We start from the raw sequence: 14,940 nt of genomic DNA, 5'->3' as shown, positions 1-14,940 counted from the left end.
CTCGAACCTTATCCGGTTGTGACAACAGGTCGACCACCAAACACCCAGCCTTGCGGCTTTTTCTTGGCGGCAGATCGCTCCGCTCAGCAGGTTGCTCAAAGGGACATTGACACTCGAAAGCTGCGCTCTAGCGTGCGACACATCCGGTTACGCAATCATTAGGCTAATCGAGTCAGGGGACAGGAAATGACGACGATTGCCGATGTCGCGCGCCATGCCGGAGTGTCGGTCGCAACCGTCTCGCATGTGATGAACCGCACGCGCCATGTCGAGCCGGAGACGGCCGAGCGCGTGCATTCGGCCATCGCCGCCTTGCGCTACAGCCCGAACACGCTGGCGCGCAGCCTGAGGCGCGGCGAGACCAAGACCATCGGCCTGCTGCTGCCGGACAATTCCAACCCTTTCTTCGCCGGCGTGGCGCGCCAGATCGAGGATGCCGGCTTCCTTGCCGGCTATACTGTGATCCTGTGCAACTCCGACGGCAGCGCCGAGAAGGAGGAGCGCTACCTCCAGGTGCTGATGGCCAAGCAGATCGACGGGCTGATCTTCGCCGGCTCGTCGGATCATGCGCGGGTGTTCTCCAGCCTTCTGCCCGGCGTGCCGGCGGTGCTGCTCGACCGCGAGATCCATTCGGTCAATGTCGATTCGGTGCTGGTCGATCACGATCATGGCGGCTATCTCGCCGGCCGCTATCTAGCCGGGCTCGGCCACGAGAAGATCGGCGTCATCGGCGGCCCGCGCGATTCCAGCTCCAGCCCGGCCCGCCTGCGCGGCTTCGCCAGGGCGCTGCAGGAAGCCGGCCTCGACCTGCCGCCGGCCTCGGTGGTGGATTCCGACTATCACTTTGCCGGCGGCCGCACGGCGATGGAGCGGCTGATGGCGCAGGCGCCGGGGATCACGGCGCTGTTTGCCTGCAACGATCTGATGGCCATGGGCGCGCTGACAGTGCTGCGCGGGCGCGGATTGCGGGTCCCCGGCGACATGTCGATGATCGGCTTCGACGACATCCCCTATGCCGTCACCACATGGCCGCCGCTGACGACGATCGCACAGCCGGTCGAGAAGATCGGCACCCGCGCCGTCAGCCTGCTGCTCGAGCGGGTTGCCGAGCCTGCGGCGCATTCGCGCCGCGAAGTGCTCACCCCGGTGCTCGTCGAACGGGAGAGCTGCGCGCCGTTGCGCGGCTGAAGCCCTCAGGCGGCGGCCGGCTGCAGCGCTGCCCTGAGCAGCATGCCGAAGAGGTCGCGCGGCTCGTCGGGATCGGCGAGCAGGTCGAGCTCCTCGTAGAGGCCGGTGGCCTGAAGCTGGTCGCGGACATAGCGCAGCGCCGAAAAATCCTCGGTGGCGAAGCCGACGGAATCGAACAAGGTGATCTGTTCCGCCGTCTTGCGGCCTTCCGCCTTGCCGGTCATCACCTGCCACAACTCGGTCACCGGATGGTCGGCGTGGAGTTGCTGGATTTCGCCCTCGATGCGCGTCTGCGGCGGGAACTCGACGAAGATGTCGGAGCGCAAAAGGATGTCGCGGTGCAGTTCCGTCTTGCCGGGGCAGTCGCCGCCGACCGCGTTGATGTGCACGCCGGAACCGACCATGTTGTCGGTGAGGATGGTGGCGGACTGCTTGTCGGCGGTCACCGTGGTGATGATGTCGACGCCTTCCACCGCATCCTGGCCGGTGGCGCAGATGGTGATGTCGAAGCCCTTGCCGGCGAGGTTGCGGGCGCATTTTTCCGAAGCGGAGCGGTCGATATCATAGAGCCGCAGCCGGTCGACGCCGAGCAGCGCTTTGAAGGCGACAGCCTGGAATTCGGACTGGGCGCCATTGCCGATGATGGCCATCGAGCGCGCGCCTTTGGGCGCCAGATATTTGGCCGCGACAGCGGAGGTCGCCGCGGTGCGCAGCGCCGTCAGGATCGTCATTTCGGTGAGCAGCATCGGATAGCCGGAACCGACATCGGCGAGCACGCCGAAGGCGGTGACGGTCTGACGGCCTTCCCGCATGTTCTTCGGATGGCCGTTGACATATTTGAAGCCGTACATCTTGCCGTCGCTGGTCGGCATCAGTTCGATGACGCCGTCATGGCTGTGCGAGGCGATGCGCGGCGTCTTGTCGAACAGCTCCCAGCGGCGAAAATCCTCCTCGATATAGGCGGCGAGTTCGGTGAGGAACCGCTCGACGCCGATGGTCAGCACCAGCTTCATCATGCGGTCGACGCTGACGAAGGGGACGATGGCAAGGCGGGAAGGCTGGGTCATGCAATGCTTCCGGAATGGCTGCGGGTCGGGCGGTCCATGATGCGGCGGCCCATCAGGCTGGCGGCGAGGTCGACCATCAGCGTGGCGGTGCGGCCGCGCTCGTCGAGGAACGGGTTGAGCTCGACCAGATCAAGGCTGGAGACCAGGCCGCTGTCGGACAGCATCTCCATCACCAGATGCGCCTCGCGGAAGGTGGCGCCGCCGGGCACGGTGGTGCCGACGGCCGGCGCGATGGAGGGGTCGAGGAAGTCGACGTCGAGGCTGACATGCAGCAGGCCGTTTTCCTTTTCGACGATGGCCAGGAAGGCGCGCAGCAAAGGTGCGACGCCGTGCTCGTCAATGGTGCGCATGTCGTGCACGGTAACCCCCGCTTCGCTCAGCGCCCGGCGCTCCGCCGGATCGACGCTGCGCAGGCCCATGACGCAGATGTGGGCAGGATCGACGGCGACAGGCAGGTCCGGGAAATAACCGTTGAAGCCCGGTCGGCCGCTGGCATAGGCGAGCGGCACGCCGTGCAGATTGCCGCTGACGGTGGTATCGAGCGTGTGGAAATCCGGATGCGCATCGAGCCACAGCACGAAGAGCGGCCGGTCGCGTTCGGCGGCGCGGCGGGCTATGCCCGACACCGTGCCGGCCGATATCGCGTGGTCGCCGCCAAGGAAGATCGGCATGGCGTCCCGCGAAGCCGCATAGGCGGTCTCGGCAATTGCCGCGGTCCAGGCGGAAATCTCCGGCAGGGCCTTCAGCGCGAGATTGCCGTGGACGATAGCGCGCACTGCGGCCGGTTGCACCGCGCCCCAGTCCTCGACCTCGTGGCCAAGTTCCGACAGCACCGAGACAAGCCCGGCCGTGCGCAGCGCGCTTGGCCCCATCTCGCATCCCATCCTGCCGGCGCCGTCCTGCACCGGCGCGCCAACGATCCTGCAGCGCATGGTTCTTGTTGTCCTTGTAAATTGATTGGGCGGTTGATGCGTGGAATGAACCATCCCGGCCCGGCAGTTTGAACAGGCGAAATTGGCATTTCGAGAAGAATGATTTATCAACCCGATAAGTCAGTTTGGTCAAGTGGATAGAATCATGGACTTGCTCGACGAAAGGCTGGTCACGCTGCTCAGGCATGATGCCCGGCGCAGCATCTCCGATCTCGCGGTCGATCTCGGGGTGTCGCGCGCCACGGTCAGGGCGCGCATGGAGCGGCTGGAAAAAACGGGCGAGATCATCGGCTACACGGTGGTGCTGCGCGCCGACGCGGTCGACCAGCGGATACGCGGCGTGATGATGATCGAGATCGAGGGCCATGCCGCCGACCGCGTGGTCCGGGCGCTCGGCGGCCTCGCCGAGGTTTCGACCATTCACACCACCAATGGCCGCTGGGACCTGGTGGTCGAACTCGGAACGGCGTCGCTCACCGATTTCGACGCGGTGCTTAGGCGGATACGGCTCATCCCCGGGATAACCGGCAGCGAGACAAGTCTGCTGCTGGCAACGCCGAGGACGACAAGGGCACGGCTGGCTTAGCCGCCGTTCCGGCCGGCGTGTTCACGCAAAGCTTTGGGCGGAACTGGCGAATGGGTCGCCTGGCCGACGAATCTCATTGGGGCCGCAGCTATCCTCCACATGACGGAGGAAGCCGGCATGACGCGAGATTGCACCAGCTTCAACGGTGCAAGGACCGGACGCTTGCCACAGGCCAAGGCTGATGGCAGGATAAAAGGCCGCAACGTGCGGCCTCTGGCGGCCGTTGTGTTTCGATGGATTATGAAGCATTTTCCCAAGGTGCGGGTTCTCCTCACAATGTGCGGCAGCCTCATTTCGCCTTGGTCGCCCTTGATTTTTCGCAATGTTCGCTTTGCCTGCCTCAGGCCGCAGGGCATTTAATTCCACGGGGTCAAGCCTCATGACAGAGATTTGTGCTCGGGCCGTCTATCATCGGCGAAGACAAGGCATGGCGCCACAATCAGCGCCCCCTGGCATTCGTGCCCAGGTGAAGAATGCCGTTGCGTACCTCTCGCCCCCATGTTTCAAAACAGGTCGTTAGACCCGCGAGAATGGTTTCGAAGCCTGCGGGGTTGCCCACGGTCCGGCGAGAATTCTAAAAGACGTTCACAATGACACAGCACGCAAAAGACGCACGAATTCTCATGTACAGCCACGACACGTTCGGGCTCGGCCATTTGCAGCGCTGCCGAACGATCGCGCATTCGCTGGTCGGGGATTTCCGCGGTCTTCAGGTGCTTATCATTTCGGGCGCGACCATCGCCGGCGCCTTCGACTACCGCGCCCGCGTCGACTTCGTGAAGATTCCCAGCGTCATCAAGCTGCGCAACGGCGAATACACCTCGCTTGAAAAGGACATCGATCTGCATGAGACGCTAAGGATGCGGCAGTCGATTATCCGCCACACAGCCGAGAGCTTCCGGCCGGATATCTTCATCGTCGACAAGGAACCGCTGGGGCTGCGCGGAGAGATCGAGGATACGCTGTCCTACCTCAAGACGCGGGGCACCACGCTCGTGCTTGGCCTGCGCGAGGTGATGGACGCGCCGCTTTTGCTCGAAGCGGAGTGGGCACGCAGGGATGTGATGCGCAAGATCGGCCTGTTCTACGACAAGGTCTGGGTCTATGGCCCGCCGGATTTCTACGATCCGCTGACCGGCCTGGAGGTGCCGCCGGCGGTCAGGGCAAAGATGAAGTTCGTCGGTTTCCTGCAACGGAGCCTGCAGCAGAACCAGTTGCCCGGCCACCGGCCCGAGGGCGACTATATCCTGGTTACCACCGGTGGCGGCGGTGACGGCGCCGACCTGATCCACAACGTCATCGAGGCCTATCAGCAGGATCCGCGATTGCAGCACCGGGCGCTGATCGTGCTTGGGCCCTACATGCCGGCGCGCAAGCGCAACAAGCTGGTCAGGAAAGGGGCCAAGATCCCCTACGTCAAGATCATCGAATTCGACAACCGCATGGAAGAGCTGATTGCCGGCGCCAAGGCGGTGGTGGCGATGGGCGGTTACAACACCTATTGCGAGATACTGTCTTTCGACAAGCCGGCGCTGATCGTGCCGCGCGTCACGCCGCGCGAGGAACAGCTGATCCGGGCACGGCGCGCAGCCGAACTCGGCCTCATCGAGATGCTTTTGCCCGAGGAGGCCGAGGATGCCCAGCGGTTTGCCGATGCGCTGCAGGTTTTGCCGGGCCGGCCCCGCCCATCGCAGAGCAATGCGCATCTGACGCTGGAAGGGCTGCCTCATATTTCCGAAATCGTCGCGGAACTGCTCGACCGGCGGGCCGGCCATCACCTTTCGGTCATTGAAGGCATGAACTGAGTTGCAACACCGCAAGATCGTCGTGGTTCTGAAGGGCTACCCGCGGCTGTCGGAAACCTTCATCGCGCAGGAGCTGCTCGGTCTGGAGCGTGCGGGGTTCGACCTGATACTTTTCGCGCTCAGGCGGCCGACCGACGCAAAACGTCATCCCGTGCATGACGAGATCAAGGCCCCCGTCCATTATCTGCCGGAATATCTGCACAGAGAGCCGCTGCGCGTGGTTCGGTCGCTGTTTGCCTGTCTGCCGCGGCCTGGCTTCTGGCGCGCGCTCAAATCGCTCGCTGCCGATATCCGCCGCGACTTTACCCGCAATCGCGCGCGGCGCTTCGGGCAAGCGCTGGTGCTGGCGGCCGAATGGCCGCAAGATGCCGGATGGCTGCATGCCCATTTCGCGCACACGCCGGCATCGGTGACGCGCTATGCCAGCCAGCTTCGTGGCTTGCCCTGGAGCTGCTCAGCCCATGCCAAGGACATCTGGACGTCGGCGGACTGGGATCTGGCCGGCAAGCTTTCCTCGGCGCGCTGGACGGTCACGTGCACGAAAACCGGCTTCGACCATCTGAAAAAACTCGCCAACGGCAGTTCGTCCGTGCATCTGAGCTATCATGGGCTCGACCTTGACCGCTTCGGCAGTTTCGGCGAGGCGCGAAAACAGCGTGACGGCTCGGCGCCGGCCGAACCGGTCATGATCTTGAGTGTCGGACGCGCCGTTGAAAAGAAGGGCTATGATACGTTGCTGGAGGCTCTTGCCCTCTTGCATGGCGATCTGGCGTGGTGTTTCGAGCATATCGGTGGCGGCGAGGAACTGAAACGGCTGAAGGCGCTGGCGCAAAGGCTCGGACTGGAGGGGCGCGTCTCCTGGAAAGGCGCGCTGGCGCAGGAGGAGGTGCTTGAGCACTACCGCAGCGCCGACATCTTCGCTTTGGCCTGCAGGATCACCGCGGATGGTGACCGGGACGGCCTGCCGAATGTTCTGGTGGAGGCGGCCAGCCAGCGGCTTGCCTGCGTGTCGACCGATATTTCCGGCGTGCCGGAGCTTTTATCGTCGGATGAAACCGGGCTGCTGGTTCCCTCGGAAAACCCGACTGCCCTGGCACAGGCGCTGGAGCGCCTGATCCGCGATCCCGTCCTGCGCGTCCGCCTCGGCGACGCCGCGGAGCGGCGCGTGCGAAGCAATTTCGATCATGTGGCAGGCATTGGACAGCTCAAGGAACTGTTCGAGCGGGAGTGGCGGGCCGCCGAATGAAGCGGCTGCGCGCTTTCTTCTATGTTCAGCACCTGCTCGGCATCGGCCATCTCGCGCGCGCCAGCCGCATTGCGGCGGCTCTGGTCGATGACGGGTTCGACGTCACCGTCGTGACCGGCGGAGCGCCGATCGCGGGATTTCCGGGATCGGGTGTAAAATCCGTGACCCTGCCGCCTGTCACCTCCGGTGACGAAGGATTTTCCGGACTTGTCGACCTGCAGGGCAAAGCCGTCGACGATGATTTCAAGACGCGGCGCTCAGAGATGCTGCTGCAGGCTTTCCGGGATTACAGGCCCGACATCGTCATTATCGAGGCGTTTCCCTTTGGACGCCGGCAGATGCGTTTCGAACTCTTGCCACTGATCGAGGCCATCGAAGCGACATCGCCCAGACCGCTGCTGGCGGCGTCCGTCCGCGACATCCTTCAGGAGCGCGTGAAGCCGAGCCGAAACGAAGAAACGGTCGATATCGTCAACAGGCATTTCGATCTTGTCATGGTCCATGGCGATCCGGCTTTCGCAACCATCGACAAGACATTTCCGCTGGCTGGGGCGATCAGGGCCGAGGTCGCCTACACAGGGCTCGTTGCCGCGCCGCCGGCGCAAGCGGCCTCAGAGCGCTTCGACGTTCTGGTGTCGGTTGGCGGCGGGGCGGCCGGAAAGAGCCTTGTCAGATCCACCGTCGCGGCGGCGCGAAGTGCCGATAACGCCTGGACATGGTGTTTGATCACCGGCCCAAACCTGCCGAAGGACGAGTTTGACGCGATTGCACGCGATGCCTCCCCACGCCTGTCCATCTTCCGGTTCCGCGAGGATTTCGCCAGCCTGCTGACCGGCGCCCGCCTGTCGGTCTCGCAGGCGGGTTACAACACGGTCTGCGATGTCATGCGCGCGGGGTGTCGCTCGCTGCTCGTTCCATTTGCAGCCGGCGGGGAAACCGAGCAGACGCGTCGCGCCCTGATGCTTGAAGAGCTCGGTCTTGCAACGGTGCTGACGGAACAGGACCTGACGCCTGAAGGTCTGGCGCAAGCGATCGAGCAGGCGCTTGCGGGACCGCCGCCAGCCGCGCATCGCCTCGATCTGGAAGGGGCGCGGCGCTCGGCGCAAATCCTGCGCGAGCGCTTCAAACAGTTCCGATCAGCATGAAGCGTGTATAATTTTTTGTCGGCAATTCGCCGGAGAACCTGATCTGCCGCAGCGCCGCCATGGCTTCGAAGGCCGCAAGTGACGCCACGCAGTTGATGTGCGTCGGCTCGCTGAAATAATCGTTCGACTGCAGCAGCACGTTCGTACCCCGCGGAAGCAGGGCAAGCCAGGCGCTGAGATCGGCTATGTGTTCGCAGCTCGTATTGACCACCAGGTCAGGCCCGCCGGCGGCATAGTCGAGTGTGTACATATCTGCCGTCAGCGCTTGAAACCGCTCGCCGGCTTGCCGGTTGAGTGTCCGGGCGACCGCGCCGACTTCGGGATCGATGTCGATGCTGTCGATCGCCGCGATGTCGAAGCGGGCGTCGTTGAAAAGCATCGCCGGCAATACGCCGTACCATCCACCCAGAACCCATATGCGTTCGAACCGGCCGCCGTCGCTTTCGAACAGCCTGTCGAGCGCCCACATCTTGCAGGCGACCTGCTTGTGGTTGAAGGCATTGGCGATATCGGCCTGCGGATGCTTGGCGATGACGCGCGCCAGCCCGGCCACGAGAGGGTGGTCGACGTAGGCGGCAATTCCCCGCGTGAGGTCCAGGGCTTGCTCATGCCCACCCATGCCGGCATTGCGTGGTTGCGTGACATCCATCATATTCGTCTTCTATGTTGGGATTTCCGGCGACACAACGCAATCTTGCCTCTTGCCTGTTCGACTTGCGGACGCGACTGTGCCGCAAGCCGTTTCGCCATTGCCCGGAGGAGGCCGATTGAATTTGTCCGGACCATCGGCGCCCATCCGCCTGGCGCGCAGCTGCCGCTTTGAGCTCGTCGTTGGCGGCGAAGACATGGCCGATACACCATTTGCCAGCAGGTGCCTTTACATTCCGCATCCTTCAAACTGACAATCGCATATGGAAACCAGCCTAGCCCGCTATATCTGGACGCACACCAGGAAGCAGCAGCTCTGGATATTGATGATCGTCGTGCTTTCGATGGTCCCGTATTTCATGTCGTTCGACCTGCCGAAGCTGATCGTCAACGGCCCGATCCAGGGCAAGGGGTTCGAGCAACCGGGCGCGACCCTGCCATTCATGCGGTTGCACTATAACCTGCCGTTCATCGGCGAGGTCCAGTTCTTCTCCGGTTTTCAACTGGACCGCACCTCGACCCTGCTTGCGCTCAGCCTTGTGTTCCTCTTGCTGGTCGTCATCAACGGCTTGTTCAAGCTCTACATCAACACTTACAAGGGCCGGCTCGGCGAACGCATGCTGCGGCGTATTCGTTTCGATCTGGTCGATCGTGTGCTGCGGTTTCCGCCGGTTTACTTCAAGCGGGTGAAATCCGCCGAAGTGGCGACCATGGTGAAGGACGAGGTGGAGCCGCTGGGCGGCTTCATTGGCGATGCCTTCCTGCAGCCGGTGCTGCTCGGCGGCCAGGCGCTGACGGCCATGCTGTTCATCATGGTCCAGAACGTCTGGCTCGGAATGATAGCGGTCGTGATCGTGGCGATCCAGATCGTGCTTATCCCGCGAATGCGGCGGCGGCTGCTCGTGCTCGGGCGCCAGCGGCAGTTGACGGCGCGCGCGCTTTCAGGCCGGGTTGGCGAAATCGTCGACGGCATCGGCGCGGTTCACGTCCACGATACGTCGAACTACGAGCGCGCCGACATAGCAGCCCGGCTCGGGCTCATCTTCAAAATCCGCTTCGATCTTTACCAATGGAAATTCATGGTAAAGTTCCTCAACAATTTTCTCGCGCAGCTCACGCCCTTTCTGTTTTACATGATCGGTGGCTATCTGGTCATCCAGGGGCGGTTGGATGTCGGCCAGCTCGTGGCCGTGATCGGCGCTTACAAGGACTTGCCCGGACCGATGAAGGAACTGATCGACTGGGATCAGGACCGGCAGGATGTCCAGGTCAAATATCAGCAGGTCGTCGAACAGTTCACCGTCGAGAATATCATCGCGCCGGAAATCGGAGCACTGACGGTCGACGATCCCGATCCGATGACCAAGCCGCTGTCGGCGGTCAGCCTGTCGATAGCAGACGATGGCGGCGCAATGCTCCTCAATCGCATCTCGCTCGAGGTCAAGCCGGGTGAGACGGTGGCGCTGGTCAGCACCGCAACAGGGGGAGCGGAGGCGCTTGCGGAAGCCTTTGCGCGGCTGACCTGGCCGGACAGCGGAAGGATCGTTTCGGGCTCCGATGACTTGCTCGATCTCCCCGAAGCCGTGACCGGCCGGCGCATGTCCTACGCTTCGTCGGATGTTTTCCTGTTCCAGGCAAGCCTGCGCGACAATTTGCTCTACGGGTTGAAGCATGCGCCGCTGACATCGGTGACATATGACGGCGCCGCGGCGGACCAGCACCGTTGGAATATCGACGAGGCGCGCCGGTCGGGCAATCCGGATCTCGATATCCGCAGCGATTGGATCAACTATGCCTCCGCCGGCGCCACCGGCCCGCACGACCTCTTCGAAGCCGTGCGCCGGGTGCTCGACGCGGTTCTTCTGTCGCGCGACATTCTGGATCTAGGCTTGCGCTCTTCGGCCGACCTCAAGCGCCACACGAAGCTTGCCGGGCGGATCGTCGAATTGCGTGCGGCGCTGCGAACCCGGTTGGAGGAAGAAGGCCTGAGCGCGCTGGTGGTTCCTTTTGAACCGGGCGCCTACAACAAGGAAGCGACGATCGGCCAGAACCTGCTCTTCGGCGCTGCGGCCGGCCCCGAACTGGCTCACAAGGCACTGGCGTCCAATCCCTATTTTGCTTCCGTGCTGAAGCAAGCCGGCCTCGACCGCACGCTCTACGAAATGGGCATGGAGATCGCCGAACAGGCGATCGAGCTGTTTGCCGACCTGCCGCCCGAACACCAGTTCTTCCAGCAGCTCGCCTTCATGAGCGCCGAGGAGATACCCGCCTACGAAACCTTGCTGCAACGGCTCAAGAATCGCCCCTACGATGCGGTTTCGGAGAACGACCGCGCCATGATGGTCACGTTGAGCTTTGCCTATATCGAGCCCCGGCATCGCTTCGGCCTCTTGACCGACGAGCTGATGAGCAAGATCATCGCTGCACGCAACCAGTTCTATGAAAACCTGCCGGCCGAGCTGGAGAAAGCTGTCGAACGGTTTGACCCTGCCAAATACATCGCCGCGGCCACCGTCATGGACAACGTCCTGTTCGGGCGTGTCGGCAACAACCATCCCGACGCGCCGGACCGCATTCGCTCCATCGTCTATGATATTCTTGACGAACTGGGGCTTTATGCCGAGCTTCTGGATGTCGGCCTGGACTTCAACGTCGGCGCCGCCGGCAGGCGGCTGACCGGCGGACAGCGACAGAAGCTCGATGTTGCCCGCGCCTTGCTCAAGCGTCCCGATTTCCTCATTCTCAATCGGCCGCTGTCGGCGCTCGACCAGCGCGTGCAGGACAAGGTGCTGCGGAATGTGCTCGACGAAGCCAGACGCGACGGCCATTCGCCGGCAATTGTGTGGGTGGTGACGAATCCGGCAATGGCGACGATGTTCGACCGGGTTGTGGTCTTTGACTCAGGCCAATTGGTGGAAGACGGAACACACGAGACACTCTTGGCGGGAAACGGTATCTTCAAGGAACTTGTGTCATAGTCTGGCAAACGCGAATTCAGGAAGGTTTGCGACAATGCTGCTCAAGGATGAAGTTGGAATGCTGCAACGCGTTCCCTTGTTCTCTGGCATCGAGCCGACAAAGCTCAAGCTGCTCGCGTTCACGTCCGATCGCGTGAACTACAGTGCCGGCCAGATTCTTTTCCGGCAGGGCGACGAGGCAGACGCCGCCTATGTCATCCTTTCTGGCAGCGCGGATATTCTGGTCGATTCCGACAATGGGCCGATCAAAGTTGCCGAATTGCTGCCAAATTCGATCGTTGGCGAGATTGCCATATTGTGCAACAGCTCCCGTACTGCCACCGTCAAAGCGGCAAGTGAGCTGGAGGCCTTGAGAATCCGCAAGGACCATTTCCTGAGGCTTATGAAGGAGTTTCCCGAAATGACCATCGAGATATTGCGGGTTCTTGCCGATAGGCTAAGCAGTACGACCGCGGACCTGATCGACGCACGAACGGCCGAGAGCGATTCACAGTTGCACTGAAGCGGCGAGCCGCTCTGTTTCTTTGTTTGGATGCAGTTTCCGGAACCGTGTCACACCTTTCCTGGAACGACTCTGGCAGCAGTTGGTTGGCTACGATGGGCGAAAGGGTGCATGGACGACGATTTCTTCCTTGTCAGGTTTTGGGGCGTGCGCGGCAGCATTGCGGTGTCGGGGCCAGAATTTGCTCGCTATGGCGGCAACACGATCTGCATCGAGATGCAATGCGGCAATCATACGCTTCTGTTCGACGCGGGCTCCGGCCTGCGGCCTGCCGGCAGGACGCTTCGAGCGTCGGGCGTCACCGATTTCGACCTGTTTTTTACCCATTGCCATTACGATCACATCATCGGGCTGCCGGCTTTCAAGCCTATTTATGAACGAGGCATCAAAGTTACGCTTTGGTCCGGGCATCTCGCTGGACGCATGACGACGCGGCAGATGGTCGATGAATTCATTCGGCCGCCATGGTTTCCGGTGACACTCGGTGTCTGCAAGGCGAGCCTCGACTGCCGCGATTTCGCATCCGGAGACCTGCTTCGGCCACGCGAAGGAGTTGTTGTACGAACCGGTAGTCTTACCCATCCGGGCGGCTGCATCGGCTACCGGGTCGAATGGGGGGGCCGCGTCGTGGCGGTCATCACAGACACCGAGCACGAGCCGGGCAAACTCGACCAGGCGGTGCTCGGCCTGATCAGAGATGCCGACCTCGTCATTTACGACTGCACCTACACCGAGGAGGAAATGGAGCGCTACCGCGGCAACGGGCACTCGACATGGCAACAGGGCGTCAAGCTCTGCGAGGCGGCCGGCGCGCGCGGGCTTGCGCTGTTTCACCACGATCCGGCACGCACCGACGATGAGCTGGACGAGATGGAGAAACTGGCCAAGGACAGGTTTGCCGGCGCTTTTGCGGCGCGGGATGGCCAGACGCTCACATTTCCAGTCTTGCACAAAAAGCGCTGAGCTATTTTCCGGCGCTGCGTTCGGTCAATGTGCTGATCGGAAGCCATGCGCAGGCTTCGGTCCGCGCGGTGATCGTGAACAGCCGTTCGAGGAAAAGCCATGCCGATTCATCATGGACGAGATGGTGGGTGAGCAGGCCGACCGGTTCGCCGCCGTCGAATGCACGCTGCAATTGCGCGACGATGGCCTGAACCAACAGACCATGATCGCGGCAGCCGCGCGTGCCATGCCAATCCATGATGTCGACATTGCTGTTGATGACCGCCAAGGAAGCCGGCCTTGGCGGCCCGAACACCGACAATGCCGCAAATCCTATCGATCCGAGGTCGGGTACCAGGCCGGCGTCGATCCGGTTCCAGGGCGGCACCAGCATCGGAACCGCACGTGCGCCGTGCAGGCCGGTTACACGCGACAGCCCGCCGGCCAGCTCATCCAGCACCACCTCGCGTGGCCGATGCGCGCCGAGCTCCTGCTTTTTTTGACCCTCGGGCGCATGATTTCGGTGCGCCCAGCCATGAATGGCGACCGTGGCATGCGGCGCGGCGTCAAGCCGGACGACAAGCTTCCCGTCGGTCTGGGCCGGAATGACGGCCAGAGTGACCGGAACCGCGAAGTCACCGGTGAGGTCGAGCAACCGATCGAGCGCCGGCGTAGGATCCACGGCGTCATCGTCGCGCAGCCAGAACTCTGCCTTGCGGCCCGCCCGTTGCCGGTGCGCCAGCTCGTCCACCAGGGGCTGCCAAATCGGGTCGGATGTCATGACAACGGGATCATCTTGAGAAGTTCCGCCAGACGGGCCTTTGCAGCACCGAGAGAGCGTTCTTCGAGAACGAAACGTCTGGCCTCTGCAGCCATGATGGTTCTTTCGTCATTGTTGGCCAGAAGCCTTGCAATTGCGGAAGCGAACGCCGCTACATCGCCTGGCGGGGTGAGAAACCCGGTCTGGCCATGCCGCACGACCTCCGGCACGCCGGCAACGTCCTGAGCCACCACCGGAAGGCCGGCGGCCTGTGCTTCAAGATAGGCAATGCCATAGGCCTCGCCGTAACCCGGCCAGACGTAGATTCCCCCGCGATAGAGGACATCCGGCACGGCGACCGGCTCAATCGCGCCAAGCCATTCGATACGGTCGGCGGGCAAGCCGGCGAATTGCGCCTTTACCTCGTCACGGGCAGGTCCGTCCCCGACGACCGACAGCGTCCAGGGGAGGTGGCCGATCAACCCGAGCGCCTGCGCCAGCATGCGATAGCTCAAGACCTTGTCGCCCGGGCGCATCATGGCGACGGTCACGAGGCGCGTCGGATAATCCAGTACCGGCATTTCGTAGAATGCCGATGTGTCGATGAAGGGTGAAAGCATACCGAGAGCGGCGTGGGGAACAGCATCCGCCAGCCCCTGGCGATCCCTTTGCGTGAAGCAGATGTTCAGCGCCGCCTGCTCTATGGCTCGCGCCACCAATGCCTGGCTATCGGCCCACGAACCGGCGTTGCGCCGTTCGGAATAGGAGGCTTCGGCCGTCACATAGGGGACGGCAAAGGCCAACGCCAGCTCGGGCCCGATCAGGTCGGGCGCCTTGTAGTAGGGATGATAGGAGAACCAGAGATCGGGCTTGCCGTCGCGGTCCCAAAGCCTTGTCAGTCGCGCGGCTTCGTCCCGGGCCTCGATCATGAGCGCATCGAAACTTTTCGGTTCCGGCTGGCGTAGATAGAAGCGCAACTCCGATGCCAGTTCGACGCTATGCCCGCCATGCTGCAGCGCCTGGACCAGCATCCGTGCCATCTGGCGGTCGCCGGAGACAACGGGATGATTGGGCGACTTCAGCGGGGCGTAGAAGGCAATTCGCATCGCGCGATCCTATCATCGCAAAGCCTGCCCAAGTC

General features: G+C 62.7%; 13 protein-coding genes. 8 read left to right on the top strand and 5 right to left on the bottom strand.

Annotated elements, in window-relative coordinates:
• The first annotated feature begins 186 nt into the window (after positions 1 to 186).
• Positions 187 to 1,188 (top strand): LacI family DNA-binding transcriptional regulator, encoded by a 1,002-nt coding sequence (locus ACYG97_RS23185; protein WP_023687616.1) that lies wholly within the window; start codon positions 187 to 189, stop codon positions 1,186 to 1,188.
• A 5-nt stretch (positions 1,189 to 1,193) separates the two neighbouring features.
• Here the strand turns inward: ACYG97_RS23185 and ACYG97_RS23180 are convergent, their stop codons facing one another.
• Positions 1,194 to 2,255 (bottom strand): ornithine cyclodeaminase, encoded by a 1,062-nt coding sequence (locus ACYG97_RS23180; RefSeq protein ID WP_023672154.1) that lies wholly within the window; start codon positions 2,253 to 2,255, stop codon positions 1,194 to 1,196.
• Positions 2,252 to 3,187 carry an arginase gene (rocF, locus tag ACYG97_RS23175; RefSeq protein ID WP_023685064.1) on the bottom strand — a complete coding sequence of 312 codons (936 nt, stop codon included), beginning with the start codon at positions 3,185 to 3,187 and terminating at the stop codon, positions 2,252 to 2,254. The genes ACYG97_RS23180 and rocF overlap by 4 nt, the downstream gene beginning before the upstream one ends.
• Positions 3,188 to 3,332: 145 nt before the next feature.
• Between rocF and ACYG97_RS23170 the strand changes: the two genes are divergently transcribed.
• The 4 genes from ACYG97_RS23170 (at position 3,333) to ACYG97_RS23155 (ending at position 7,969) form a co-directional block, all read left to right on the top strand.
• A complete protein-coding gene (locus ACYG97_RS23170; protein ID WP_023685065.1) occupies positions 3,333 to 3,773 on the top strand; it encodes an Lrp/AsnC family transcriptional regulator in 441 nt (146 codons plus the stop codon).
• Between the two features lie 590 nt (positions 3,774 to 4,363).
• The gene (locus ACYG97_RS23165) at positions 4,364 to 5,578 is read left to right on the top strand and encodes a glycosyltransferase family protein (RefSeq protein ID WP_023732835.1); all 1,215 of its coding nucleotides are present in this window, start codon (positions 4,364 to 4,366) and stop codon (positions 5,576 to 5,578) included.
• 1 nt (position 5,579) lies between these two features.
• Positions 5,580 to 6,824, top strand: coding sequence for a glycosyltransferase (locus ACYG97_RS23160; protein ID WP_023732836.1), 1,245 nt, complete (start codon positions 5,580 to 5,582; stop codon positions 6,822 to 6,824).
• Positions 6,821 to 7,969: a glycosyltransferase family protein gene (locus ACYG97_RS23155; protein ID WP_023732837.1), complete on the top strand. Its 1,149-nt coding sequence runs from the start codon at positions 6,821 to 6,823 to the stop codon at positions 7,967 to 7,969. Before ACYG97_RS23160 ends, ACYG97_RS23155 begins: the two co-directional genes overlap by 4 nt.
• Here the strand turns inward: ACYG97_RS23155 and ACYG97_RS23150 are convergent.
• On the bottom strand, positions 7,947 to 8,618 hold the full coding sequence (locus ACYG97_RS23150) for a class I SAM-dependent methyltransferase (RefSeq protein WP_081731080.1): 672 nt from the start codon (positions 8,616 to 8,618) through the stop codon (positions 7,947 to 7,949). The two genes, ACYG97_RS23155 and ACYG97_RS23150, sit on opposite strands and share 23 nt — an antisense overlap.
• A gap of 262 nt (positions 8,619 to 8,880) precedes the next feature.
• Here ACYG97_RS23150 and ACYG97_RS23145 point away from each other — a divergent pair, with 262 nt between their 5' ends.
• The 3 genes from ACYG97_RS23145 (at position 8,881) to ACYG97_RS23135 (ending at position 13,060) form a co-directional block, all read left to right on the top strand.
• A complete protein-coding gene (locus ACYG97_RS23145; protein WP_023732839.1) occupies positions 8,881 to 11,595 on the top strand; it encodes an ABC transporter transmembrane domain-containing protein in 2,715 nt (904 codons plus the stop codon).
• 34 nt (positions 11,596 to 11,629) lie between these two features.
• A complete protein-coding gene (locus ACYG97_RS23140) occupies positions 11,630 to 12,097 on the top strand; it encodes a cyclic nucleotide-binding domain-containing protein (protein WP_023672144.1) in 468 nt (155 codons plus the stop codon).
• A gap of 111 nt (positions 12,098 to 12,208) precedes the next feature.
• Positions 12,209 to 13,060, top strand: a complete 852-nt coding sequence (locus ACYG97_RS23135) for an MBL fold metallo-hydrolase (RefSeq protein ID WP_023687624.1) — start codon at positions 12,209 to 12,211, stop codon at positions 13,058 to 13,060.
• 1 nt (position 13,061) lies between these two features.
• Here the strand turns inward: ACYG97_RS23135 and ACYG97_RS23130 are convergent, their stop codons facing one another.
• Both ACYG97_RS23130 and ACYG97_RS23125 read right to left on the bottom strand, forming a co-directional pair.
• Complete coding sequence (locus ACYG97_RS23130) at positions 13,062 to 13,820, bottom strand: polysaccharide deacetylase family protein (protein WP_023687625.1); 759 nt, start codon at positions 13,818 to 13,820, stop codon at positions 13,062 to 13,064.
• A complete protein-coding gene (locus ACYG97_RS23125) occupies positions 13,817 to 14,905 on the bottom strand; it encodes a glycosyltransferase family 4 protein (RefSeq protein WP_023732840.1) in 1,089 nt (362 codons plus the stop codon). The genes ACYG97_RS23130 and ACYG97_RS23125 overlap by 4 nt, the downstream gene beginning before the upstream one ends.
• Positions 14,906 to 14,940 lie beyond the last annotated feature (35 nt).

The sequence above is a fragment of the Mesorhizobium sp. W067 genome, from assembly GCF_054719525.1.
The sequence above is the reverse complement of the archived record's forward strand: the minus strand, read 5'-3'. Positions and strand labels throughout refer to the sequence as shown.

What these genes read in the sequence shown, in the direction of transcription:
- ACYG97_RS23130 (WP_023687625.1), bottom strand. Translation starts at nt 13,820, where the DNA reads ATGACATCCGACCCGATTTGGCAGCCCCTGGTGGACGAGCTGGCGCAC.
- ACYG97_RS23185 (WP_023687616.1), top strand. Translation starts at nt 187, where the DNA reads ATGACGACGATTGCCGATGTCGCGCGCCATGCCGGAGTGTCGGTCGCA.
- ACYG97_RS23135 (WP_023687624.1), top strand. Translation starts at nt 12,209, where the DNA reads ATGGACGACGATTTCTTCCTTGTCAGGTTTTGGGGCGTGCGCGGCAGC.
- ACYG97_RS23165 (WP_023732835.1), top strand. Translation starts at nt 4,364, where the DNA reads ATGACACAGCACGCAAAAGACGCACGAATTCTCATGTACAGCCACGAC.
- ACYG97_RS23125 (WP_023732840.1), bottom strand. Translation starts at nt 14,905, where the DNA reads ATGCGAATTGCCTTCTACGCCCCGCTGAAGTCGCCCAATCATCCCGTT.
- ACYG97_RS23150 (WP_081731080.1), bottom strand. Translation starts at nt 8,618, where the DNA reads ATGGATGTCACGCAACCACGCAATGCCGGCATGGGTGGGCATGAGCAA.
- ACYG97_RS23140 (WP_023672144.1), top strand. Translation starts at nt 11,630, where the DNA reads ATGCTGCTCAAGGATGAAGTTGGAATGCTGCAACGCGTTCCCTTGTTC.
- ACYG97_RS23170 (WP_023685065.1), top strand. Translation starts at nt 3,333, where the DNA reads ATGGACTTGCTCGACGAAAGGCTGGTCACGCTGCTCAGGCATGATGCC.
- ACYG97_RS23145 (WP_023732839.1), top strand. Translation starts at nt 8,881, where the DNA reads ATGGAAACCAGCCTAGCCCGCTATATCTGGACGCACACCAGGAAGCAG.
- rocF (WP_023685064.1), bottom strand. Translation starts at nt 3,187, where the DNA reads ATGCGCTGCAGGATCGTTGGCGCGCCGGTGCAGGACGGCGCCGGCAGG.
- ACYG97_RS23180 (WP_023672154.1), bottom strand. Translation starts at nt 2,255, where the DNA reads ATGACCCAGCCTTCCCGCCTTGCCATCGTCCCCTTCGTCAGCGTCGAC.
- ACYG97_RS23155 (WP_023732837.1), top strand. Translation starts at nt 6,821, where the DNA reads ATGAAGCGGCTGCGCGCTTTCTTCTATGTTCAGCACCTGCTCGGCATC.